Below are 22,265 nucleotides of genomic sequence, written 5' to 3'. Positions count from 1 at the left end.
TTCAGGCCTCCCGCATCGGGAAAAACAGCTCAAAACACGTCATCCCCGCCTCGCTGGTAACGCTGTAACGACCGTTATGCAACTGCATGATGGTCGCGACAATCGACAACCCCAGTCCATTGGACTGAGCCGAGCGTTCCCGCGACTCATCCACCCGATAAAACCGCTCAAACAGCCTCGGCAGATGCTCGGCGGGAATCGTCTCGCCCCGGTTGCTGACGCTCAGACGGACGCCTTCGGCAGTGGGAATGGCTTGAATCACCAGCTCCGAACTCGGCGCGCCGTACTTGATGGCGTTGGCACACAGGTTTGCCAGCGCCCGGCGCAGCAGCATCGGTTCGGCCCAGATCACGCCTTCGCCCTGCGCAAGAATGCGGATATCCATATCGCTCGCCAGCCCTTCGAAGTAGTCGGCCATCCGCTCCACTTCATCCGCCGCACTCAGTTCCTGGCGCTGGCGCAGGGCGCTCGCCGGGTCGGTGCGGGCGAGGAACAGCATGTTGTCGAGCATCCGCGCCAGGCGTTCGAGCTCTTCAACATTGGAGGCGAGCAATTGCTGGTAGCTCTCGATGCTGCGGTTCTGTTGCAGGGCGACTTGGGTTTCGCCCAGTAAGTTATTGATCGGCGTGCGCAGTTCGTGGGCCATGTCGGTGGACACTTGGCCCAATTGCACAAAACCCTTGGCGAGCCGCTCGAGCATGGTATTGAACGAGTCGATCATCGGCAGCAGCTCTTTCGGCGTACCGTGGCTGTCGAGGCGTTCGGCCAGGTTGCCTACGCCGATGCCCTGGGCGTGCCTGGCCACTCGCCGCAACGGCAGCAACCCCCGGTGCACCAGCAGGTAACCGACCAAGGCGAGGATGATCGCCGCGATGCTGGCCAGCACAAACACACTCAAGCGATAGCTGGCGAGCATGGCCGTACGCTCGGTCATCAAGCGCCCGGTGGTGACTTGCAGGCTGCCCAGGTCGCCGGAGTCGATGGACGCGGCTACGGTGGCAAAGGGCACGCCATTTACGCCGGGTAAATGGTGCACATCGGAAAAACCCAGCGCGTGGTCTTTTGGCACGGGCGTTACGCTTGGCATTTCAATGTTGCCCGGGTTGACCAGCAGCAACGGCTTCTGCCCCGGCGCCGCGATGCTCAGCACCGATTCGCTGTTGCCGAGCATGTTCTGGAACAGCTCCGGCTTGGTCTTGATCAGGTCCAGGGTGTTGCTGTCATTGAGCAGGTTGCGCAACTGGTCAGCGCGGTAGATCAATGCGGCATCGTCACGCTTGATCAGTTCACGCTCAAGCTCGCGATACAGCGCGACGCCCAAGGTGGCCAGCAGCGCGAAGGCGAGTAAAGCGAAGATCAGCGCCAGGCGCAGGGTCAGCGAGTAATGGCGACGATTGTTCATGGCTGGGTATCGAAGCGGTAGCCAATCCCGCGCACGCTGTGGATCAGCTTGAGTTGGAACGGGTCGTCGATTTTCAGGCGCAGGCGTCGTACGGCGACGTCCACCACATTGGTGTCGCTGTCGAAGTTCATGTCCCAGACCCGCGAGGCGATCATCGAACGTGACAACACCTGGTCCTGATGGGTCGCGAACAAGTGGAGCAGGGCGAATTCTTTATTGGTCAGGGTAATGCGCGTACCGGCGCGGGTGACGCGGCGTTTGAGCACGTCGATTTGCAGGTCGGCGATGTGCAGCTGTTCTTCTTCGCGGCTCGGGCCACGGCGGGTCAGGGTGCGCAAGCGTGCGACCAGTTCGGCGAAGGAGAACGGTTTGATCAAGTAATCATCGGCGCCCAGCTCCAGGCCCTTGATGCGGTCAGCAATATCATCGCGGGCGGTAAGGAACAGCACCGGCGTGTCGGCTTCTTTACGCAGGCGGCGCAGCACTTCCCAGCCGTCCATTTTCGGCATCATCACATCCAGCACAATGACGTCGAAGGGCGTTTCCAGCGCCTGGTGCAAGCCGTCCACGCCATCGCGGGCGAGGCTCACGGAATAACCCAGTTCCTGCAGGCCGTTGAGCAGGTAATTGCCGGCTTTGGGTTCGTCTTCGACTACGAGGATGTTCATGGGAAGTGCCCTGATTCTGTGCGTGGCGCAAGTGTAGCCCGATCAATTGTCACTGGCGCAACCGATGCCTTGTACCTGGTAGTCCAGCACATGTTCGCGACCCTGGTGGTCGAGGTAGTCGAGGCGGGCAGGAACGATGCCGCATTGGCCGTAGGTGTCGGTGCTCGACAGGACTTTGTCGACATCCAGGTGCACGAAGAAACCGGTCTTGTCGTGGATCACGTTGGTGGCGGGTGCAGTGTCGGCAGCAAATGCCGAACCGGTGGCAAGTAAAGCGGCAAAACCTAAGATAAACAGTTTCATGGCAGTAGCTCTCTTTAAGGGTTGGCTGCCGGGTCATGGCAGTGAGTTCACAGTAACCAGGCGCCCCAAACAGCCAACCAACAGGTTCATGACAAGTTCGTAATGAAGGGTTTAAGGCTGGCGACCGGACGCTTCGAGGATCAGGTCGGTGATTTCCTTGGCGTGGGACACCAGCGACAAGTGGCTCGATGGCAGCTCGATGGTGTTGGCGTTCATGCGCTTGGCGAGAAAGCGTTCCAGGTCCGGGTTGATGGTCTGGTCATTGCTCGACACGGCGTACCAGGAGGGTTTGGTGTGCCAGGCGGCGTTCACCGTACGACCGCTGAACAAGGTCTTGGTGATCGGCTGTTGTACGGCGTACAGCTCCAGGGCCTTGGCGCGCGGCACATCGGCGGCGAAGTATTTGAGGAAGGCGTCCTGGCTCAGGGTGAGGTAGCCGTCGTGATCTTCCACGCCGGCCCGCACCGGCATGGTCGGGTACTTGGCGGAGAGCGCGACGAAGTCTTCGTTGGCGTCCGGCGCACGGGCGGCCACATACACCAGGGAGCTGACCTTCGGGTTCACCCCCGCGTCGCTGACTACAGTGCCGGCGTAGGAATGGCCGACCAGTACGGTAGGGCCATCCTGTTGATCCAGCACGCGATTGGTCGCGGCGACGTCATCAGCTACCGAGGTCAGCGGGTTCTGCACGGCGGTGACGTGCAGGCCGGCGGCCTGGAGCCGGGTGATCACCTCGGACCAGCTCGAACCGTCAGCCCAAGAACCGTGTACCAGCACTACGTTGTTGGCTTTGATCGGTGCGACGGTGGCGGCCATGGCGGTGCCGGTGCCTAGCATCAACAGGCTGGCGGCGATCAGGCAGAGTTTGCTAGCAGGTTTCATCGGGTGGACCCTTTTCAACAGTGGGAAGTGGCGTCAACCGGTGTGGGTGACTGACGACTCCACTGTATGAAGTGAGGGTGCTGACAAGACTTACAGCTTGATTACAAGGTTGTAATGCAAGGCCATGGGTGTCCGTACACAGCGTTTACAAGTGGAAGGGGGATCCGTAGATTGCATCGGGTCAGCATTTGTTACCGACTAAAAGGAAAGCCAAGCAGTGTCCATTCCTGGCCCAGCCGTATTTACCCAACGCTTCCGTGCCTTTCTATTCGATATGGATGGGACCTTGCTCAACTCCATCGCCGCCGCCGAGCGGGTGTGGAGTATCTGGGCTGAACGCCACGGCCTGGATGTGGCGGCCTTCCTGAGCACTATTCATGGTGCGCGGGCAATCGACACCATCACCCGTCAAGCGCTCCCTGGCATCGATCCGGAGGTTGAAGCGCAGTGGATCACCGACGCCGAGTTGAATGATGTCGAGGGTGTTGTTGCGATTCCCGGCGCCATTGAGTTTTTAAACCGTTTGCCCGGCGATCAATGGGCGTTGGTGACCTCGGCGCCCAAGGAGCTGGCACTACGCCGGTTGCAAGCGGCGGGTATTTCGCCGCCGGCGGTGCTGGTCACGGCCGAGGATGTCAAAAGCGGCAAACCGGACCCTGCCTGTTATGTGCTTGGCGCGCAGCGTCTAGGTGTCCCCGTGCGGGACTGCCTGGTGTTTGAGGATGCGACGGTGGGGATTCGGGCAGGGGAGGCGGCGGGAGCCGCCGTGGTGGTTGTGACCTCGACGCACCTGACGCCAATGCTCACGGCACATGCATCGATTGATGGTTATGAGCAGTTGCACGTCCAGCGCGATGATGACGGCCTGCTGCGTTTGCACAGCGTGGTGGGCTGAAACGAAAAAGCCGAGCCCGCTACCGGTCTCGGCCTTCTTCCCCGGCGGTGTAATCGGGTGAAGCTTGTAGTCGGGTATTCCTCATGCCCTGGCGGGATATCACCATTTCCCTGAGGATCTCATTGGCAAGCAGGGCAATCGCTTCGGCGCCGCGATAATGCGCACGGACGATTCCGGTGATCGCGAAATGGTCGATTTGCGGGCCACTCAGAATGGCTGAAAGCGTGCCGTCAGCGTGCAGCGTACAGGTGATTTCGTAGCTGGGCAGACGCGCTGCCAGTGCGGATTCGATTTCGGATTTGCTGAGGGTATCCATCTGCTTAATGCCTTTGACTGGCCGTGCAAGCCCAAGCATAGATCTTGCAGCGGGGCTGTAAATACCGGCGATCTGATAGCGCGTTCCCACCCATCAATTTACGGGCTTTCGATGTGTAGGGTGATGGGCTCGCTGACACATTTTGCGCTGGATGGTGATCTGTATGGGCTTCAGGCAGAACACAAATAAGTAACCGCACAGGAGCAGCACCAGGTCCAGCCACGAAGGCGCTTGCGTAGCGTCTGCACCTTCAATTTCGTACCTCAAGCCATATTCCACGCCTGCAAAGACTAGCCCGATCAACAGGGCGATCATCCAAGAATGGGTGACAAAGTGTTGCATCGAGGTGCGCCTCATCGACGTACTCCTGAGTGCGCTCAGATGTCGGCAGAATGGGTCGCTACTTTGGGCTGTGCACCACGCGACAAGTTCCAGATGTGAAAACAGTTTCATCTTGCATTTAAGAAGAGACGACACTCTGGACACAAAAAAAGCGAACAGGCCGAAAGGGTCTTCGCCAGCCGTTACAGTGAACGAAAAGGCTGGCTACTGAGGGCGCTTCAAGGCGTCTGGTTTTTGTCCGGAGCAGTCAGGCCGGCCTGGATGCGCTGGTAAATCTCCTCGCGATGCACGGCAACGTCCTTGGGTGCGTTGATGCCGATTCGTACTTGCTGGCCGCTAACGCCCAGAATGGTGATCGTAATGTCATCACCGATGTTTATGCTTTCACCGACTTTGCGGGTGAGTATAAGCATGGACTTCTCCTTGATTACTTTTAAGGACACATGTTTCAGACAGGGCAGATGTCGGATGTGTGTAGCTTACTGCTAAGCGCTTCCCTGTGACTGCCTCTTTTAGGACGCATAGAGGCGACATTAATTCCCATGGCGGCATCATACAGGTCTGCGGTACATCATTCGCATTGTTTAAGCCAACGTTTATGACGGCCAGAATAGACAGTGAATGATAAAGTTGCCTCTTTATCCTTTAAGGAGCAGGGCAGTGCGTAAAGTAGCGATGGCAATGGCGGTGTTGGCATTGGCCGGTTGCGGTGAAGGCAAACCTGTCGAAGCGCCCAGGGCCAAGCCTGCCGTGACTGAAAGCCAGCCACAAACGGGTGCGATTGCCGCCCAGGAATGGGATGTGTGGGTAGGGCCGCCGGACCACAAACTGCAGGCGATCACGGACCTGACCGCCTGGTTGCTCGAGCATGGTTTCAATTTTTATATCGTGAAAGAAGACGGCAAGGACGAGGTATTGCTGGGGCCGTTCGCCAGTAAGGCCGAAGCTGAAGCCAAGCAGGCGTTATTGACCGAAAAACTGGCGCGCGCCAAGAAAAACGACACTGAGTCGCAGGTCATTGAACACAAGACTGCGCAGTAACCGGGAGGTTGGGCGGGTGTCCCGCCCACTTTCAACTGCAGGCCTTCAAATTCACCGGGCCGACAAACTCATTACCGCGGCCCATCACGCACGCCACGGTCTGGTTGCGCTGGCGTTCCCAGGCTTGCACCGGGTAGGTCTTGTTCCAGGCTTCATACAGTTGCCGGTCCTGTTTTGACAGGCGCAGGCCGTACTGCTTGCTCATATAGAAATACGTCCGGGCGATCATCCCGCGAATCGACGGGCGCGGCATGACCTTCTTGGCCTTGAAGTCCACCTGGGTCAGGCAAGAGCCATACTGCCCACGCTGAACCGGCAGCCAGCCAAAACTGAAGTTGTTACGGTCGCCATTGACCTCGCCGATGCTCGGCACCAGGTTGTGCAAGTCCGCTTCGGCGCGCTTGAACACGTCATCGTGGCGCGTACAGTTTTTGCGCCCACCGACTTGCCAGCATTGACGCTGATGCCCGATTTGCCAGGCAGGAACGATATGTTCCCATTCGATGCGTGCGGCACGATTGGCATTTTTGCGTGGGATGTAACCACAGGCTTTCAAGTTCACACGATTGCCGGTGTATTTGCAGCCGCAGTAAAACTCCGTGGATTGTGGGGCGTATAGCGTCCAGGCGATTTTCTTGGCTTCGCTGAAGGTTCGAGGCGCTTGGGCGTGGGCGGTAATGGTAAAAAACAGACAAAACAAAGCAGTAAAGCGGGCACTCATTGACTCAATCTTCCTTCGGTACGACCCAGAAAATTTGCACGCCGCCGTCGTCCCGATAGGCGAGGGTGACGTTATCGTTTTCCGCAATTTCTTCCAGTAAGCGCGCCCATTCTTCCTCCGGCTCTTCCGGCAAACGGAAGATCAAGGCTGCCTTGGATTTCTGGGCGTTGGTTGAGTTGATGATTTTTTGCACACGAACGCCCAGGCGTTGGTAGGCATCAGGCGAGGTTGGCGCTGCGGAAGAAGACTTTGCCACGGAGCATTCCTTAGTTTGCTGTATGTGTATACAGTATTTAACTGTAAACAATTTCGCAACTGCTTAAAACTTAAATGCGGGCATGCGACAGCGATTTTCGCGGGCTTGGTATTAGCGGGGATGTTGTAGCGAGGGGGCTTGATACGCGGTAGAGGCGGGTTAATCCGCCTCTACCAATGTGTCATCAGGAATCAATATTCCCAGAACATCCGTTGCAGCTCTTTGCTGTCCTGGGTCTTGGTCAGAGCAACCATCGCCAGGATCCGCGCTTTCTGCGGGTTCAGGTCATGGGCAGCCACCCAGTCGTACTTGTCGTCAGGCTGCTCGGCATTACGCAGTACGAAACCGCCGGCATTCACGTGGGAAGAACGAATGATCTGCACGCCCTGCTTGCGCAGTTCCTGCAGAGCAGGAACAACCTTGGAAGACACCGAGCCATTGCCGGTGCCGGCGTGGATGATGGCTTTGGCGCCGGCCTGGGCCAGGGCCTTGACCGCGGTGTCGCTCACGTTGCCGTAACCGTAGGCAATTTCCACGTCCGGCAGGCTCTTGATGGTTTTGATGTCGAACTCGGAATCCATGGTGTGGCGCTTGGCAGGCAGGCGGAACCAATAGGATTTGCCTTCAACCACCATGCCCAGTGGGCCCCATGGGCTCTTGAATGCTTCGGTCTTGATGTTGATCATCTTGCTGACGTCGCGACCCGACTGGATCTCGTCGTTCATGGTCACCAACACGCCCTTGCCGCGTGCGTCTTTGCTGCCCGCGACAGCCACTGCGTTGTACAGGTTGAGCATGCCGTCTGCCGACATGGCGGTGCCTGGACGCATGGAACCGACCACCACGATTGGCTTGTCGGTTTTTTCCACCAGGTTCAGGAAGTAAGCGGTTTCTTCCAGGGTGTCGGTGCCGTGAGTGATCACGATGCCGTCCACGTCCTTGCTGTCGGCCAGTTCGGCAACGCGGCGGCCCAGCTGCAGCAGGTTTTCGTTATTGATGCTCTCGGACGCAATTTGCATCACTTGCTCGCCGCGCACATTGGCGATCTGGCTAAGCTCAGGAACACCGGCGATCAATTGCTCGATACCGACCTTGGCCGCCTGGTAGGTGGCGCTGTTGGCGGCGCTGGCGCCAGCACCGGCGATGGTGCCGCCGGTGGCAAGGATCACCACGTTGGAGAGTTTGGTCTTGGTTTCAGCTTCCTTTGCCTGGGCGGCAACGGGGAACAGCAGCAGTAGGGCTAGAGCGCCCGGAACAAAGGTTTTCAGTGCAGATTTCATTATTTTTCTCTCTGGTTTTTGATGAGTGCGGTAGCAGGTTCATCTAGAACACCCGGGCGGTTCTGAACGCCGCGAGGTGCTGTAAAAGAGCAGGATTTGTACCAAGCTGATTGTGTCTGGAGATATAAAATAACGTGTTGATTTAAAACAACTTATTCGTAATATTTCGATTGGTCTGAAGGGCGTGCGTCCGGCTTTCCGAACGTCGAGGCAGTATTGCGTTCGGTTGTCCGAAAGCCATGATGGAATATCGTCGGGATATGTATGACAAGGGCGTCGCAGCCTGTCGTTTTAGAGAACGACTGGCGCAGGCCAATGTTTAATCTCATGACGGTATGGCGTAAAGGCGGGGGGGGGCCAGAGGGCTTGGATGAAAGACGTATGTCACCCGTTGACAAATCTCGACAAGGTTCTCATAGTTTGAACAACGCAAACGTTTGCGAGATGTTTCACAGTGCAAGCGTTGCTCACAATAATCATAAGATCGGAGTGAACCCATGAAGCTGCCATTTGCTGGACGTCTTCTTGCTGTCGCTGTGCTTGCTGCCGCATCCGCTGCTCTACCTCTTTCTTCTGCCTTTGCTGACGACGCCGCCGTCAAACCCAAGGTAGGCCTGGTGATGAAGTCCCTTGCCAACGAATTTTTCGTGACCATGCAGGAAGGCGCCAAGAAGTATCAGAAAGACCATTCCGCTGATTTCGACATGATCACCAACGGTATCAAAAACGAAACCGATACCAGCGCGCAGATCGACATCGTCAACCAGATGATCCTCGCCAAAGTAAACGCCATCGTGATCGCCCCCGCCGACTCCAAGGCATTGGTCACCGTGCTGAAAAAGGCCTCCGATGCCGGTATCAAGGTCGTCAACATCGACAACCGCCTTGACCCGGACGTGCTGAAAAGCAAAAACCTCGATATCCCGTTTGTAGGCCCGGACAACCGCAAAGGCTCCAAGCTGGTAGGTGACTACCTGGCCAAGCAATTGGCCGCGGGTGACAAAGTCGGCATCATCGAAGGCGTACCGACCACCACCAACGCTCAGCAGCGCACCGCAGGCTATAAGGATGCGATGGACGCTGCCGGCATGAAGATTGTCTCGACCCAATCGGGTAACTGGGAAATCGACCAGGGCCAAAAAGTGGCTTCTGCCATGCTGAGCGAATACCCAGACCTCAAGGCACTGTTGGCCGGTAACGACAACATGGCCCTGGGTGCTGTCTCCGCTGTACGTGCGGCTGGCAAGGCCGGCAAAGTACTGGTCGTGGGCTACGACAACATCGAAGCCATCAAGCCGATGCTGCAGGATGGCCGCGTATTGGCGACTGCCGACCAGGCCGCCGCCCAGCAAGCCGTGTTCGGTATCCAGAACGCGCTCAAGCTGGTCAAGGGTGAGAAAGTCGATGCCAAAGATGGCGTGATCGAAACCCCGGTCGAACTCGTCCTCAAGAAGTAATCCTGGCAGTACCCAACAGCGCCCGCTCGTCCTGAGCGGGCGCCTGGAGATTTTCCTATGTCATCTTCCGCCCCGAACGTTGTCCTCTCGGTCAGCGGTATCGGTAAGACCTATGCCCAACCGGTTCTGTCCGACATCACCCTGACGCTCAATCGCGGAGAAGTGCTGGCGCTGACCGGCGAGAACGGCGCAGGTAAAAGCACCTTGTCAAAAATTATCGGTGGGCTGGTCACGCCAACCACCGGGCACATGCAGTTCAATGGTCAGGATTACCGCCCCGGCAGCCGCACCCAGGCCGAAGAGCTGGGCGTGCGCATGGTCATGCAGGAACTCAACCTGCTGCCAACCCTGACCGTGGCCGAAAACCTGTTCCTGGACAACCTGCCCAGAAATTGTGGCTGGATCAACCGCAAGCAACTGCGCAAAGCCGCGATCGAAGCCATGGCCCAAGTCGGCCTGGATGCAATCGACCCGGACACCCTGGTTGGCACCTTGGGCATTGGCCATCAACAGATGGTCGAAATCGCCCGCAACCTGATCGGCGACTGCCATGTCTTGATCCTCGATGAACCCACGGCCATGCTCACTGCCCGTGAAGTCGAGATGCTCTTTGAACAAATCACCCGCCTGCAGGCTCGGGGCGTGGCGATCATTTATATTTCGCACCGGCTGGAAGAGCTGGCTCGCGTTGCCCAGCGTATTGCGGTACTGCGCGACGGCAAGCTGGTCTGCGTCGAGCCGATGGCCAACTACAACAGTGAGCAACTGGTGACTTTGATGGTCGGTCGCGAGCTGGGTGAACAGATCGACCTGGGCCCGCGCACCATCGGCGGCCCGGCCCTGACGGTGAAAGGGCTGACGCGCTCGGACAAGGTGCGTGACGTGTCCTTTGAAGTGCGCGCCGGTGAGATCTATGGCATCTCAGGCCTGATCGGCGCCGGCCGCACTGAATTGCTGCGCCTGATCTTCGGCGCAGACTTGGCGGACAGCGGCACCGTCGCCCTGGGCTCGCCGGCCAAGGTGGTGAGCATTCGTTCCCCGGTAGACGCGGTTGGCCACGGCATCGCCCTGATCACCGAGGACCGCAAGGGCGAAGGCCTGCTGCTGACCCAATCCATCAGCGCCAATATTGCCTTGGGTAACATGCCGGAAATCTCTGGCGGCGGTGTGGTAAACAGCCGCGATGAAACGGCCCTGGCCAAGCGCCAGATCGATGCCATGCGCATCCGCAGCTCCAGCCCGGCGCAGTTGGTGTCGGAGCTGTCGGGCGGTAACCAGCAAAAAGTCGTGATCGGCCGTTGGCTGGAGCGCGATTGCGCGGTGATGCTGTTCGATGAACCGACGCGCGGCATCGACGTCGGCGCCAAGTTCGATATTTATGCCTTGCTCGGCGAATTGACTCGCCAGGGCAAAGCGCTGGTGGTGGTGTCCAGCGACCTGCGGGAGCTGATGCTGATCTGTGACCGCATCGGCGTGCTCTCCGCCGGGCGCCTGATCGAAACCTTCGAGCGCGACAGCTGGACCCAGGACGAACTGCTCGCCGCCGCCTTTGCCGGCTACCAAAAACGTGATGCGCTGCTGAACGACGCAGCGCTTAGGGATACCCCATGAAAACCACAACTTCCCCGGGTAAAACCGGCGGCAACTTCTACGGCCTCGGCACCTACCTGGGGCTGGCCGGTGCCTTGCTGGCGATGATTGCGCTGTTCTCGGTACTGAGCGATCACTTCCTGTCCTATGACACCTTCAGCACCCTGGCCAACCAGATCCCGGACCTGATGGTGCTGGCGGTGGGCATGACCTTCATCCTGATCATCGGCGGCATCGACCTGTCGGTAGGCTCGGTGCTGGCATTGGCCGCGTCGGCCGTCAGTGTGGCGATTCTGGGCTGGGGTTGGAGTGTCCTGCCGGCCGCCTTGCTCGGCATGGGCTGTGCGGCGTTGGCCGGCACTATCACCGGTTCGATCACCGTGGCCTGGCGTATCCCGTCGTTTATCGTGTCCCTCGGTGTGCTGGAAATGGCGCGAGGCGTGGCCTACCAGATGACCGGCTCGCGCACCGCCTATATCGGTGACTCGTATGCCTGGCTGTCGAACCCGGTTGCCTTCGGCATTTCACCGTCGTTTATCATCGCCTTGGTGGTGATTATCGCCGCTCAGCTGGTGTTGACGCGTACGGTGTTTGGTCGCTACCTGATCGGTATCGGCACCAACGAAGAAGCCGTGCGCCTGGCCGGCATTAACCCCAAGCCTTACAAGATCCTGGTGTTCAGCCTGATGGGCCTGTTGGCCGGCGTGGCCGCACTGTTCCAAATTTCACGCCTGGAAGCGGCGGACCCGAATGCCGGCTCCGGCCTGGAGCTGCAGGTGATCGCGGCCGTGGTGATCGGCGGCACCAGCCTGATGGGTGGGCGCGGCTCGGTCATCAGTACCTTCTTCGGTGTGTTGATTATTTCGGTATTGGCCGCAGGTTTGGCGCAGATCGGCGCTACGGAGCCCACCAAACGCATCATCACCGGTGCTGTGATCGTGATTGCCGTGGTCCTCGATACCTACCGCAGCCAGCGCGCCAGCCGGCGGGGCTGAACCATGGCAACGATCAAGGATGTGGCAGCGCTTGCAGGTATTTCCTACACCACCGTGTCCCATGTGGTGAACAAGACGCGGCCGGTCAGCGAGCCCGTGCGGATCAAGGTTGAGGCGGCGATCAAGCAGCTCGACTATGTGCCGAGTGCGGTCGCGCGATCACTCAAGGCCAAGACCACCGCCACCATCGGCCTGCTGGTGCCCAACAGCCTCAACCCGTATTTTGCGGAGTTGGCCCGCGGGATCGAGGATTACTGCGAGCGAAATGGCTATTGCGTGATCCTCTGCAACTCCGACGACAACGCTGAAAAGCAGCGCAGCTACTTGCGCGTATTGCTGGAGAAGCGCATCGACGGCTTGATCGTGACCTCTGTAGGTGGCGACGACAGTGGCCTTGCTGCTGGCTTGAGCGCGGTACGCACGCCCATGGTGATTGTCGACCGTGCGCTGGACGGTATTGATGTTGACCTGGTGCGCATTGATCACGAGGAGGGCGCCTACCTGGCGACCCGGCACTTGCTTGAACTTGGTCACCGCGACATCGCCTGTATTGGCGGCCCCGGCCACACCCGCGTGGCGCAAATGCGTCTGGCGGGGTATCACCGCGCGCTGCGTGAAGCGGGCGTAGAGGTGGCGGCTGATCGCATCCGGGAAAGTGATTTCACCAGCACCGGCGGGTATGCTGCGGCAGTGCAATTGTTGTCGGAAAACCCGCCCAGTGCGATTTTTGCCAGCAACGACATGATTGGTTTCGGCGTGTTGCGTGCTGCAGCAGAGCGCAATATTCGCGTGCCCGGCGAACTGTCGGTGATTGGTTTTGATGATATTCAAATGGGCCGTTACGTGTACCCGGCGTTGACCACGGTCGGGCAGTCGATCCTGCAGCTGGGCGAGACGGCCGCCGAACTTTTACTGCGACGAATTGCAACCCCCCAACTGCCGATCGATCAGCGCATCGTGACGCCGAGTATTGTTTTGCGTGAGTCGACGGCGCCGTTTGCCGGTGTGTTCGCCCAATACCGCTGAACCGAATTGATGAGTACTGATGTATGCCCGCAAAAGTAGTGGTAATAGGCAGCTTGAATATGGACCTGGTCACCCGTGCCAGTCGGTTGCCGCGCGCCGGTGAAACCCTGATCGGCCAGACGTTCTCTACCGTCCCTGGCGGCAAGGGTGCCAACCAGGCGGTGGCTTCGGCGCGTCTTGGGGCTGATGTGGCCATGATCGGCTGCGTCGGCACCGACGCCTACGGCACTCAACTGCGCGAGGCGTTGTTGGTTGAGGGCATTGATTGCCAGGCCGTCAGCACAGTGGACGGCTCCAGCGGTGTGGCCTTGATTGTGGTGGATGACAGCAGCCAGAACGCGATTGTGATTGTGGCCGGCAGCAACGGCGAGCTGACGCCAACATCGTTGCAAACTGTTGACGCAGTGTTGCAGGCCGCCGACGTCATCGTCTGTCAGCTGGAAACGCCGATGGCCACCGTAGGCCATGCCCTGAAGCGCGGTCGTGAATTGGGTAAAACGGTGATCCTCAATCCGGCGCCAGCCAGTGGCCCCTTGCCAGCTGAGTGGTACGCCTCGATCGACTACCTGATTCCCAACGAAAGTGAAGCCACTGAATTAAGCGGCGTAACGGTCGACTCCCTCGACAGCGCCAAGGTCGCCGCGACGCAACTGATCAAAGCGGGCGCCGGCAAAGTCATCATTACCCTCGGTGCCCAGGGCGCGCTGTTTGCCGACGGCCAAGGCTTTGAGCACCTGATGGCGCCCAAGGTCAAGGCGGTGGATACCACTGCTGCTGGCGACACCTTCGTTGGTGGTTTCGCCGCAGCGCTCGCCAATGGCAAGAGCGAAGCCGAGGCCATCCGGTTTGGCCAGGTCGCGGCGGCATTGTCGGTGACCCGCGCCGGTGCGCAACCTTCTATTCCTACGCTGCACGACGTTCAAGGTTTTGTGCCCTCATGAAAAAGACACCTCTGCTCAATATTGCCCTGTCGCGCGTGATCGCCTCCCTTGGTCATGGCGACATTCTGGTCATCGGCGATGCCGGCCTGCCGGTGCCGCCCGGCGTCGAGTTGATCGACCTGGCGTTGACCCAGGGCATTCCGGATTTCATCAGCACCCTGCGCATTGTGCTGAGTGAAATGCAGGTGGAAAGCCATGTGTTGGCCGAAGAAATCCTGCTCAAGCAGCCGCCTGCGCTCACTGAGCTCAACAGCCTGACCGAACAGGCCGCCCTCGGCGAACGTCGCCTGGTCAGCCATGAAGAACTCAAGCAACTGAGCCGCAAGGCCCGCGCCGTGGTGCGCACTGGCGAGTGCCAGCCTTATTGCAATATCGCGCTGGTGTCCGGCGTAACCTTCTAGAGTTCCCTACGACAAGGAGTGTTTCATGCAACGTGGTCTTCCAACCCTGAAAAACCTGTTTCGGAGTGTCCTGCTTTTGTCCGCACTCACCGCAGCCAGCGCCCACGCGGCGGAAAAAATCGACCTGATCATCGACACCGACCCAGGCGCCGATGATGTGGTGGCCTTGCTGTTTGCCATGGCCTCACCGCAGGAGTTGAATATTCGTGCACTGACCACCGTCGCCGGTAACGTGCGCCTCGACAAAACCTCCCGCAACGCGCGCCTGGCCCGCGAGTGGGCAGGGCGCGAAGACATTCCGGTGTATGCCGGCTCGCCTAAGCCGCTGCTGCGCACGCCGATCTACGCTGAGAATATTCACGGCAAGGAAGGTATTTCTGGCGTTACCGTGCACGAGCCGAAAAAAGGCCTGGCCGAAGGCAATGCGGTTGACTACCTGATCAAGACTCTCAGCACTGCCAAGCCCCATAGCATCACCATCGCGATGCTCGGCCCGCAGACCAACCTGGCGTTGGCGCTGACCCAGGCACCGGAAATCACCCAAGGCATCAAGGAAGTGGTGGTGATGGGCGGTGCGCACTTCAACGGCGGCAACATCACGCCAGTGGCTGAGTTCAACCTGTTCGCCGACCCGATGGCCGCCGAAATTGTGCTCAACAGTGGGGTCAAGCTGACCTACCTGCCGCTGGATGTGACCCACAAGGTGCTGACCAGTGACGCGCGCTTGAAGCAGATCGCCGACATCAAGAACAACGCCAGCAAAGTCGTCGGCGACATTCTCAATGAGTACGTCAAAGGTGATATGGAACACTACGGTATTCCAGGCGGCCCGGTACACGATGCGACCGTCATTGCTTACCTGCTCAAGCCTGAGCTGTTCAGCGGCCGTGAAGTCAATGTGGTGGTGGACAGCCGTGAAGGCCCGACCTTCGGCCAGACCATCGTCGATTGGTACGACGGCCTGAAACAACCGAAGAACGCATTCTGGGTTGAGAACGGCGACGCCCAGGGCTTCTTCGATCTGCTGACCGAACGCTTGGCGCGCTTGAAGTAATGTGTTTGCCGGTCGGCGCTCGCTGGCCGGTTCTTATTCGCGCTCGGGGTCATGGGCGCCCATATGATCGGCTGGGTATTTTTCGAATATCTGGCCGATGAAGGCTTGGGCGGCTTGGGTGCCGAGCTCTTTGACCAGCAGGTCGATTCCAATGATTGCCAACTCCTCCGGGCTTCCGGGGCTGTAGGAACTTTGTCCTTGGGGCCACTTGGCTTTGATGTCGGCTTGGAGGGTAACAGTGGTCATGGGTGTCTCGCGGGGTTGAAAGTACTGGGCAGTGCGCTAAAACGCGGTTCGTGCGCAAGCAGTTAACCATTTTTGGGTGGCGTTTGGCACTGCTACTTAGGCATGAGATGCTTCGGGATGAGGCAGGCGCTGTGCGACACTGTGCCCCAATTCAATAGCCGGGGAACACCAGGTGCAGATCGATTTGAACAACCCCGATAACCTGACGCAGGGAGCTGTTCGCAAGCTGCTGGCCTCTGCCAGCGACGCTGAACATACGCAGTTGCGGGTGACCAAGGCCGGTATTGCCTACATTTCTTCGGGTGTGGTGGGTGGCACTGATATTGACGGCTTGCTGTTTCGCCTTGAAACCTGGGCCAAAGGTTCCGGTTACGTGGGGAATGTCGCGGCAAGCGATGAAGTCTGGGTCATGCAGATCTATAACGCGCTGAAACAAAACTGGCCAAAGCCGCCGTTTGACTACATCGACATCTACTGAGTGCGTTCATATCTGGTGACGATTGACTGGGCGAATGCTGGTCCTGAGTCAGGCAGACTTGCCTGCGGGCGATTTACGTCTTGAAACCAATCCGCCTGATCGCTGTCGCACGATCTCTGTCCATTTTTATCATAGGAGGCTTCATGCCTTGGAAGCTCGCATCATTCGGTACTTTGTTGGCAGCACTCGCGTTGGCGGGTTGCAGCACCCCAGGTGCCTCTGAGCCAGCCAAAGACGCCGCCGTGACCGATGCCGGTCATAGCCGCTGTGAGTCGAAAGCCGCCGACTTTGCAATCGGCCAGAAAGCCTCGCCTCAGTTGCTGGAGCAGGCGCGCACCCGTGCCGGTGCGCAAAACGCGCGTATCCTCAAGCCCAACGACATGGTCACACTGGAATACCGCTCCGACCGCTTGAACCTGAACACCGATGACAACCTGGTGATCACGCGGGTCAACTGCGGCTGATAATCTCGCCGCTTTTGCAGCGCCCATAAAAAACCCCGTCACATGGACGGGGTTTTTTTTAGCTCAGCGGAGAATTACTCGCCGCGAACCTGTGCAGCTTGCATACCCTTTTGGCCTTTCTCAGCCACGAAGGAAACGGTTTGGCCTTCTTTCAGGCTTTTGAAACCGTCGCTTTCGATAGCTTTGAAGTGTACGAACAGGTCGTCACCGCCACCTTGAGGAGTGATGAAGCCGAAGCCTTTTTCATCGTTGAACCATTTAACGGTGCCGGTTTGGCGATTAGACATGGTGTATCTCCAAGAAACATATATTTTCAGTAGTGCTGTGCTGCTCAGGCCAACTGGGCACACAGGGCTATCATAGTCGAAATGTTCGACTTGGGAGCCCCCCCAAGGCATTGTTTGCTAATCAATAGCGTTGCGTTTAGTGCTTTGGTCGGCTGAAAGCCCCGATCTACGGGGTTTTGGCGCGAAATGTCAGCTGTTAAAAAAAGCCGTAAAAGCTGCGTAATTTGTGAGAAATGGCAGTTTTCAGGCTGTTTTATCAGCAAAACGACCGTCTGATCAGTGGTCAATCTTACTTTTTCTTCACGACTTTGCAGGACGAAATAGCCGCGACCGCTTTGTTTTTAAGCGCCGGGGCGGCGTTCTGGTTAGTCATGAGCTCCTTGATTTCCGCAGTGCTCAATTCGGCGTTGATCTTGTCGGCGCCGCATTCGCAATGGTCTTTGGCGGTTTTGGCGTCTACGTTCTGGCTGGCAGCTGCGCTGCAGTCTTTGACGAAGCTGTCACGTGCGCCCGCTGGCCAGTTCGACGGGGCAGCGGCCTGCGCGCCGAGGGAAAGAATAGTCAGGGAAGCGGCGAGAGCGAGGGATGAGGTGAAACGCATCATGTGGATGCTCCTTTGAGTCGAGGACGAACGGCGATTCTCGGTGGGTTTGAGGCATGTCGTACAGCTCAAGTTCACTTTTGCAGCCATAAAGCCGTGAATTTGTCTTTACATAAGTTGGCACCGCCGCGATGACCGTTCATCTGTGCTAGCATCCTTCGCTTGGCTATTTCCGGGCGTGCCATTTGCCGCCATGCCATGTTTCTTTGTAGCTCACTCCAGTCACTCTGGTTCGATTATCGGTTGGCCGAAAGGCTCCTGCCGCTGTAAGGCAGGCGTTCATCATTGAACGGCCTGGTATTGGATCTTGTACTGGCTCATCCCAACCCACGTGACCTTTGGTAGGGGTCACCACTAGGAGAGGAGGCGCCATGCCAACTATTACTCTACCCGACGGCAGTCAACGTTCATTCGATCATTCGGTTTCCGTAGCCGAGGTCGCCGCATCCATTGGTGCTGGCCTGGCCAAAGCCACCGTGGCCGGCAAGGTCGACGGCAAGCTGGTTGACGCCAGCGACCTGATCACCGCAGACGCCAGCCTGCAAATCATCACGCCCAAGGATCAAGAGGGGCTCGAAATCATTCGCCACTCTTGCGCGCACCTGATTGGCCACGCGGTCAAGCAGCTGTACCCCACCGCGAAAATGGTGATCGGCCCGGTCATCGATGAAGGCTTCTATTACGATATCGCCTACGAGCGTCCTTTTACCCCGGACGACCTGGCCGCTATCGAGGCGCGCATGCACGCGCTGATCGAAAAAGATTACGACGTGATCAAGAAAGTCACGCCGCGCGCCGAAGTGATCGACGTATTCGCTGCCCGTGGTGAAGACTACAAGCTGCGTCTGGTGGAAGACATGCCGGATGAGCAGGCCATGGGCCTGTATTACCACGAAGAATATGTCGACATGTGCCGTGGCCCGCACGTGCCGAACACGCGCTTCCTCAAGTCGTTCAAGCTGACCAAGTTGTCCGGTGCCTACTGGCGCGGCGACGCGAAGAACGAACAGCTGCAGCGGATCTACGGCACTGCCTGGGCTGACAAGAAGCAGCTGGCGGCCTACATCCAGCGCATCGAAGAAGCTGAAAAACGCGACCACCGCAAGATCGGCAAGCGCCTTAACCTGTTCCACCTCCAGGAAGAAGCGCCGGGCATGGTGTTCTGGCACCCGAACGGCTGGACCCTGTACCAGGTGCTCGAGCAGTACATGCGCAAGGTTCAGCGCGACAACGGCTACCTGGAGATCAAGACTCCGCAGGTCGTTGACCGCAGCCTGTGGGAGAAATCCGGGCACTGGGCCAACTACGCCGACAACATGTTCACCACGCAGTCGGAAAACCGCGATTACGCCATCAAGCCGATGAACTGCCCATGCCACGTGCAGGTGTTCAACCAGGGCCTGAAGAGCTACCGCGAGTTGCCGATGCGCCTGGCCGAGTTCGGTGCCTGCCACCGTAACGAGCCATCGGGTGCGCTGCACGGCATTATGCGTGTGCGCGGCTTCACTCAGGATGACGCCCACATCTTCTGCACCGAAGAGCAGATGCAGGCTGAATCGGCTGCGTTCATCAAGCTGACCATGGACGTTTACCGCGATTTCGGTTTCACCGAAGTCGAAATGAAGCTGTCCACTCGTCCGGAAAAGCGCGTTGGCTCCGACGAACTGTGGGATCGCGCCGAAGCTGCATTGGCCGCCGCCCTAGACAGCGCGGGCCTTGCGTACGATCTGCAGCCGGGTGAGGGCGCCTTCTACGGTCCGAAAATCGAGTTCTCGCTGAAAGATTGTCTTGGTCGTGTCTGGCAATGTGGTACTTTGCAGCTCGATTTTAACCTGCCGATCCGTTTGGGAGCCGAATACGTCTCCGAAGACAACAGCCGAAAACACCCGGTTATGTTGCACCGGGCGATCCTCGGCTCGTTCGAACGGTTTGTCGGGATCCTGATCGAGCACTACGAGGGTGCATTCCCCGCGTGGCTTGCTCCGACCCAGGCAGTGATCATGAATATCACTGATAAACAGGCAGATTTTGCGGCTGAAGTTGAAAAAACTCTCAACGAAAGCGGATTTCGTGCCAAGTCCGACTTGAGAAATGAAAAGATCGGCTTTAAAATCCGCGAGCATACTTTGCTCAAGGTTCCCTATCTTTTGGTTATCGGAGATCGGGAAGTCGAGATGCAGACTGTCGCTGTGCGTACTCGTGAAGGTGCTGACCTGGGCTCGATGCCCGTCGCCCAGTTCGCTGAGTTCCTCGCGCAAGCGGTTTCCCGGCGTGGTCGCCCAGATTCGGAGTAATTATTATTAAGCGTGAAATGAGACAAGATAAACGAGCTGCACCGAAAGCCCCGATCAACGAGAATATCTCGGCACGCGAGGTTCGGTTAATTGGCGCTGACGGCGAGCAGATTGGCATCGTCTCGATTGATGAAGCGCTTCGTATTGCTGAAGAGTCCAAATTGGACCTGGTGGAAATCTCCGCCGACGCAATCCCACCCGTTTGCCGGGTGATGGACTACGGCAAGTCGATCTTCGAAAAGAAGAAGCAGGTTGCCGCAGCGAAGAAGAACCAGAAGCAGATTCAAGTAAAAGAAATCAAGTTTCGTCCAGGGACGGAGGAAGGGGATTACCAGGTAAAACTGCGCAACCTGGTACGTTTCCTGAGTGATGGGGACAGGGCCAAGGTATCCTTGCGATTCCGCGGCCGTGAGATGGCCCACCAGGAGCTGGGGATGGAACTCCTCAAGCGGGTTGAAGGTGACCTGCTGGAGTACGGTTCTGTCGAGCAGCATCCTAAGATGGAAGGACGCCAGCTGATTATGGTCATCGCCCCGAAAAAGAAGAAGTAATCAACAGGGCACGGCAGGCCTTCTGATTATGTTTATCAACTGAATGCGGAGTATCCGAACATGCCAAAGATGAAGACTAAAAGTGGTGCTGCTAAGCGGTTTCTGAAAACTGCTAACGGTATCAAGCACAAGCACGCTTTCAAGAGCCACATCCTGACCAAAATGTCGACCAAGCGTAAGCGTCAATTGCGCGGTAGCAGCTTGCTGCATCCGTCTGACGTGGCAAAAGTCGAGCGCATGCTGCGCCTTCGTTAATTTTGGATCAAGAATAGAGGAAGTAACTCATGGCTCGTGTAAAGCGTGGCGTCATTGCCCGTAAACGTCACAAAAAAATTCTGAAACTCGCTAAAGGCTACTACGGCGCACGCTCACGCGTATTCCGTGTTGCCAAGCAAGCGGTAATCAAGGCAGGCCAATACGCCTACCGTGACCGTCGTCAGAAAAAACGTCAGTTCCGCGCTCTGTGGATCGCTCGTATCAACGCTGGTGCACGTGTTAACGGTCTGTCCTACAGCCGTTTCATCGCTGGCCTGAAAAAAGCGTCCATCGAAATCGACCGTAAGGTTCTGGCTGAACTGGCCGTGAACGATAAAGCGGTGTTTGCTGCGATTGTCGAGAAAGCTAAAGCCACCTTGGCTTAAGTACCCCCGACAGTCACCTTGGGCTGCTCCTGTAGCCCAGGGTGGTAAACGTCATAAATAGGGGAAGAGCCTTCAAGCTCTTCCCCTATTTTGTATCTGGAGTCTGTACATGGAAAACCTGGACGCGCTCGTCGCTCAAGCCCTTGAGGCTGTGCAAAGCGCTGAAGATGTAAACGCCCTGGAGCAAATCCGGGTTCACTACCTTGGCAAAAAGGGTGAATTGACTCAGGTGATGAAGACCCTGGGGAATTTGCCGGCTGAAGAGCGTCCGCAAGTCGGCGCGCTGATCAATGTCGCCAAGGAGCGTGTCACAGAGGTGCTCAATGCGCGCAAGGCGTCGCTCGAGGAGGCCGATCTTGCGGCCAAGCTCGCCGCCGAGTCCATTGACGTGACCCTGCCTGGCCGTGGCCAGGCCTCGGGCGGTCTGCATCCGATTACCCGGACTCTGGAACGTATCGAGCAGTTCTTCACCCACATCGGCTACGGCATTGCCGAAGGCCCTGAGGTCGAAGACGACTATCACAACTTCGAGGCGCTCAACATCCCAGGCCATCACCCGGCCCGGTCGATGCACGACACCTTCTATTTCAACGCGAACATGCTGTTGCGCACCCATACCTCGCCGGTACAGGTCCGCACCATGGAAGCGACCAAGCCGCCGATTCGCATTGTCTGCCCAGGCCGTGTGTACCGCAGCGACTCGGATATCACCCACTCGCCGATGTTTCACCAGGTCGAAGGCCTGTTGGTCGATCGCGACATCAATTTCGCCGACCTCAAAGGCACCATCGAAGAATTCCTGCGGGTGTTCTTCGAAAAAGAGCTGGCGGTGCGTTTCCGTCCATCGTTCTTCCCGTTCACCGAGCCGTCCGCTGAAGTCGACATGGAATGCGTGATGTGCAGCGGCAAAGGCTGCCGTGTCTGCAAGCAGACCGGCTGGCTGGAAGTAATGGGCTGCGGCATGGTTCACCCTAACGTGCTGCGTATGTCCGGGATCGACCCGGAAGAGTTCTCGGGCTTTGCCTTCGGCATGGGCGTTGAGCGTCTGGCCATGCTGCGTTACGGCGTGAACGACTTGCGTCTGTTCTTCGACAACGACTTGCGGTTCCTCGCGCAATTTCGCTAGTCGTAAC

The 22,265-nt window shown here is 58.0% G+C and carries 29 protein-coding genes; 16 read left to right on the top strand and 13 right to left on the bottom strand.

The genetic code is table 11. The annotated features are described in order from the left end of the window. Position 1 precedes the first annotated feature (1 nt). The 4 genes from ACA065_RS20380 to ACA065_RS20365 form a co-directional block, all read right to left on the bottom strand. Positions 2-1,402, bottom strand: a complete 1,401-nt coding sequence (locus ACA065_RS20380; protein WP_497691247.1) for a heavy metal sensor histidine kinase — start codon at positions 1,400-1,402, stop codon at positions 2-4. After that, on the bottom strand, positions 1,399-2,070 hold the full coding sequence (locus ACA065_RS20375) for a heavy metal response regulator transcription factor (RefSeq protein WP_159958156.1): 672 nt from the start codon (positions 2,068-2,070) through the stop codon (positions 1,399-1,401). Before ACA065_RS20375 ends, ACA065_RS20380 begins: the two co-directional genes overlap by 4 nt. Before the next feature lie 42 nt (positions 2,071-2,112). Continuing rightward, positions 2,113-2,373, bottom strand: coding sequence for a DUF2790 domain-containing protein (locus ACA065_RS20370; protein WP_497691246.1), 261 nt, complete (start codon positions 2,371-2,373; stop codon positions 2,113-2,115). Positions 2,374-2,484: 111 nt separating this feature from the next. Continuing rightward, a complete protein-coding gene (locus ACA065_RS20365; RefSeq protein ID WP_497691245.1) occupies positions 2,485-3,255 on the bottom strand; it encodes an alpha/beta fold hydrolase in 771 nt (256 codons plus the stop codon). Positions 3,256-3,472: 217 nt separating this feature from the next. On the opposite strand from ACA065_RS20365, the gene ACA065_RS20360 reads away from it, so the two are divergent. Beyond that, the gene (locus ACA065_RS20360) at positions 3,473-4,150 is read left to right on the top strand and encodes an HAD-IA family hydrolase (RefSeq protein WP_497691244.1); all 678 of its coding nucleotides are present in this window, start codon (positions 3,473-3,475) and stop codon (positions 4,148-4,150) included. 19 nt (positions 4,151-4,169) lie between these two features. On the opposite strand, the gene ACA065_RS20355 is transcribed toward ACA065_RS20360, so the two are convergent. From ACA065_RS20355 to csrA, 3 genes are all read right to left on the bottom strand, one after another. Next, the gene (locus ACA065_RS20355) at positions 4,170-4,466 is read right to left on the bottom strand and encodes a hypothetical protein (RefSeq protein WP_497691243.1); all 297 of its coding nucleotides are present in this window, start codon (positions 4,464-4,466) and stop codon (positions 4,170-4,172) included. Between the two features lie 93 nt (positions 4,467-4,559). Then, entirely contained in the window at positions 4,560-4,823 is a 264-nt protein-coding gene (locus ACA065_RS20350) for a hypothetical protein (protein ID WP_497691242.1), read from the bottom strand. Between the two features lie 203 nt (positions 4,824-5,026). Further along, on the bottom strand, positions 5,027-5,221 hold the full coding sequence (csrA, locus tag ACA065_RS20345; RefSeq protein ID WP_003192511.1) for a carbon storage regulator CsrA: 195 nt from the start codon (positions 5,219-5,221) through the stop codon (positions 5,027-5,029). A gap of 262 nt (positions 5,222-5,483) precedes the next feature. On the opposite strand from csrA, the gene ACA065_RS20340 reads away from it, so the two are divergent. Further along, on the top strand, positions 5,484-5,849 hold the full coding sequence (locus ACA065_RS20340) for an SPOR domain-containing protein (RefSeq protein WP_497695388.1): 366 nt from the start codon (positions 5,484-5,486) through the stop codon (positions 5,847-5,849). Positions 5,850-5,880: 31 nt separating this feature from the next. On the opposite strand, the gene ACA065_RS20335 is transcribed toward ACA065_RS20340, so the two are convergent. The 3 genes from ACA065_RS20335 to ACA065_RS20325 form a co-directional block, all read right to left on the bottom strand. Then, positions 5,881-6,570, bottom strand: a complete 690-nt coding sequence (locus tag ACA065_RS20335; protein ID WP_497691241.1) for an endonuclease — start codon at positions 6,568-6,570, stop codon at positions 5,881-5,883. Positions 6,571-6,574: 4 nt separating this feature from the next. After that, the gene (locus ACA065_RS20330; RefSeq protein ID WP_497691240.1) at positions 6,575-6,826 is read right to left on the bottom strand and encodes a DUF1654 domain-containing protein; all 252 of its coding nucleotides are present in this window, start codon (positions 6,824-6,826) and stop codon (positions 6,575-6,577) included. 191 nt (positions 6,827-7,017) lie between these two features. Beyond that, positions 7,018-8,106, bottom strand: coding sequence for an asparaginase (locus tag ACA065_RS20325; RefSeq protein WP_159958070.1), 1,089 nt, complete (start codon positions 8,104-8,106; stop codon positions 7,018-7,020). A 497-nt stretch (positions 8,107-8,603) separates the two neighbouring features. Here ACA065_RS20325 and ACA065_RS20320 point away from each other — a divergent pair, with 497 nt between their 5' ends. From ACA065_RS20320 to ACA065_RS20290, 7 genes are read left to right on the top strand one after another with little or no spacing between them, the layout of a single operon-like run. After that, entirely contained in the window at positions 8,604-9,563 is a 960-nt protein-coding gene (locus ACA065_RS20320) for a sugar ABC transporter substrate-binding protein (RefSeq protein WP_497691239.1), read from the top strand. Between the two features lie 57 nt (positions 9,564-9,620). Then, a complete protein-coding gene (locus tag ACA065_RS20315; RefSeq protein ID WP_497691238.1) occupies positions 9,621-11,174 on the top strand; it encodes a sugar ABC transporter ATP-binding protein in 1,554 nt (517 codons plus the stop codon). Then, positions 11,171-12,148 carry an ABC transporter permease gene (locus ACA065_RS20310; protein ID WP_497691237.1) on the top strand — a complete coding sequence of 326 codons (978 nt, stop codon included), beginning with the start codon at positions 11,171-11,173 and terminating at the stop codon, positions 12,146-12,148. Before ACA065_RS20315 ends, ACA065_RS20310 begins: the two co-directional genes overlap by 4 nt. Before the next feature lie 3 nt (positions 12,149-12,151). Next, entirely contained in the window at positions 12,152-13,174 is a 1,023-nt protein-coding gene (locus tag ACA065_RS20305; protein WP_497691236.1) for a LacI family DNA-binding transcriptional regulator, read from the top strand. A gap of 23 nt (positions 13,175-13,197) precedes the next feature. After that, positions 13,198-14,115 carry a ribokinase gene (gene rbsK / locus ACA065_RS20300; protein ID WP_497691235.1) on the top strand — a complete coding sequence of 306 codons (918 nt, stop codon included), beginning with the start codon at positions 13,198-13,200 and terminating at the stop codon, positions 14,113-14,115. After that, positions 14,112-14,516: a D-ribose pyranase gene (gene rbsD / locus ACA065_RS20295; protein ID WP_497691234.1), complete on the top strand. Its 405-nt coding sequence runs from the start codon at positions 14,112-14,114 to the stop codon at positions 14,514-14,516. The genes rbsK and rbsD overlap by 4 nt, the downstream gene beginning before the upstream one ends. Before the next feature lie 25 nt (positions 14,517-14,541). Continuing rightward, positions 14,542-15,570: a nucleoside hydrolase gene (locus ACA065_RS20290; RefSeq protein ID WP_497691233.1), complete on the top strand. Its 1,029-nt coding sequence runs from the start codon at positions 14,542-14,544 to the stop codon at positions 15,568-15,570. Between the two features lie 33 nt (positions 15,571-15,603). On the opposite strand, the gene ACA065_RS20285 is transcribed toward ACA065_RS20290, so the two are convergent. Then, the gene (locus ACA065_RS20285) at positions 15,604-15,816 is read right to left on the bottom strand and encodes a hypothetical protein (RefSeq protein ID WP_010209115.1); all 213 of its coding nucleotides are present in this window, start codon (positions 15,814-15,816) and stop codon (positions 15,604-15,606) included. 172 nt (positions 15,817-15,988) lie between these two features. On the opposite strand from ACA065_RS20285, the gene ACA065_RS20280 reads away from it, so the two are divergent. After that, on the top strand, positions 15,989-16,294 hold the full coding sequence (locus ACA065_RS20280; protein WP_497691232.1) for a hypothetical protein: 306 nt from the start codon (positions 15,989-15,991) through the stop codon (positions 16,292-16,294). Positions 16,295-16,437: 143 nt separating this feature from the next. Further along, positions 16,438-16,758 (top strand): I78 family peptidase inhibitor, encoded by a 321-nt coding sequence (locus tag ACA065_RS20275; RefSeq protein WP_497691231.1) that lies wholly within the window; start codon positions 16,438-16,440, stop codon positions 16,756-16,758. A 74-nt stretch (positions 16,759-16,832) separates the two neighbouring features. Here the strand turns inward: ACA065_RS20275 and ACA065_RS20270 are convergent, their stop codons facing one another. Both ACA065_RS20270 and ACA065_RS20265 read right to left on the bottom strand, forming a co-directional pair. Then, entirely contained in the window at positions 16,833-17,045 is a 213-nt protein-coding gene (locus ACA065_RS20270; RefSeq protein ID WP_003234260.1) for a cold-shock protein, read from the bottom strand. A 289-nt stretch (positions 17,046-17,334) separates the two neighbouring features. Then, complete coding sequence (locus ACA065_RS20265; RefSeq protein WP_497691230.1) at positions 17,335-17,649, bottom strand: hypothetical protein; 315 nt, start codon at positions 17,647-17,649, stop codon at positions 17,335-17,337. A gap of 368 nt (positions 17,650-18,017) precedes the next feature. Between ACA065_RS20265 and thrS the strand changes: the two genes are divergently transcribed. The 5 genes from thrS to pheS all read left to right on the top strand — a co-directional run bounded on the left by thrS (position 18,018) and on the right by pheS (position 22,258). Then, positions 18,018-19,940, top strand: a complete 1,923-nt coding sequence (gene thrS, locus ACA065_RS20260; RefSeq protein WP_497691229.1) for a threonine--tRNA ligase — start codon at positions 18,018-18,020, stop codon at positions 19,938-19,940. Then, the gene (infC, locus tag ACA065_RS20255) at positions 19,940-20,491 is read left to right on the top strand and encodes a translation initiation factor IF-3 (protein ID WP_172979313.1); all 552 of its coding nucleotides are present in this window, start codon (positions 19,940-19,942) and stop codon (positions 20,489-20,491) included. The genes thrS and infC overlap by 1 nt, the downstream gene beginning before the upstream one ends. A 60-nt stretch (positions 20,492-20,551) precedes the next feature. Then, on the top strand, positions 20,552-20,746 hold the full coding sequence (rpmI, locus tag ACA065_RS20250) for a 50S ribosomal protein L35 (RefSeq protein WP_002553160.1): 195 nt from the start codon (positions 20,552-20,554) through the stop codon (positions 20,744-20,746). 29 nt (positions 20,747-20,775) lie between these two features. After that, entirely contained in the window at positions 20,776-21,132 is a 357-nt protein-coding gene (gene rplT, locus ACA065_RS20245; RefSeq protein WP_053257052.1) for a 50S ribosomal protein L20, read from the top strand. Positions 21,133-21,241: 109 nt separating this feature from the next. Next, positions 21,242-22,258 carry a phenylalanine--tRNA ligase subunit alpha gene (gene pheS / locus ACA065_RS20240; RefSeq protein ID WP_057721572.1) on the top strand — a complete coding sequence of 339 codons (1,017 nt, stop codon included), beginning with the start codon at positions 21,242-21,244 and terminating at the stop codon, positions 22,256-22,258. Positions 22,259-22,265 lie beyond the last annotated feature (7 nt).

It is taken from the genome of Pseudomonas sp. LBUM1640 (assembly GCF_059716225.1).
Note: the sequence above shows the minus strand (reverse complement) of the source record. Positions and strands in the feature narration are given on the sequence as shown.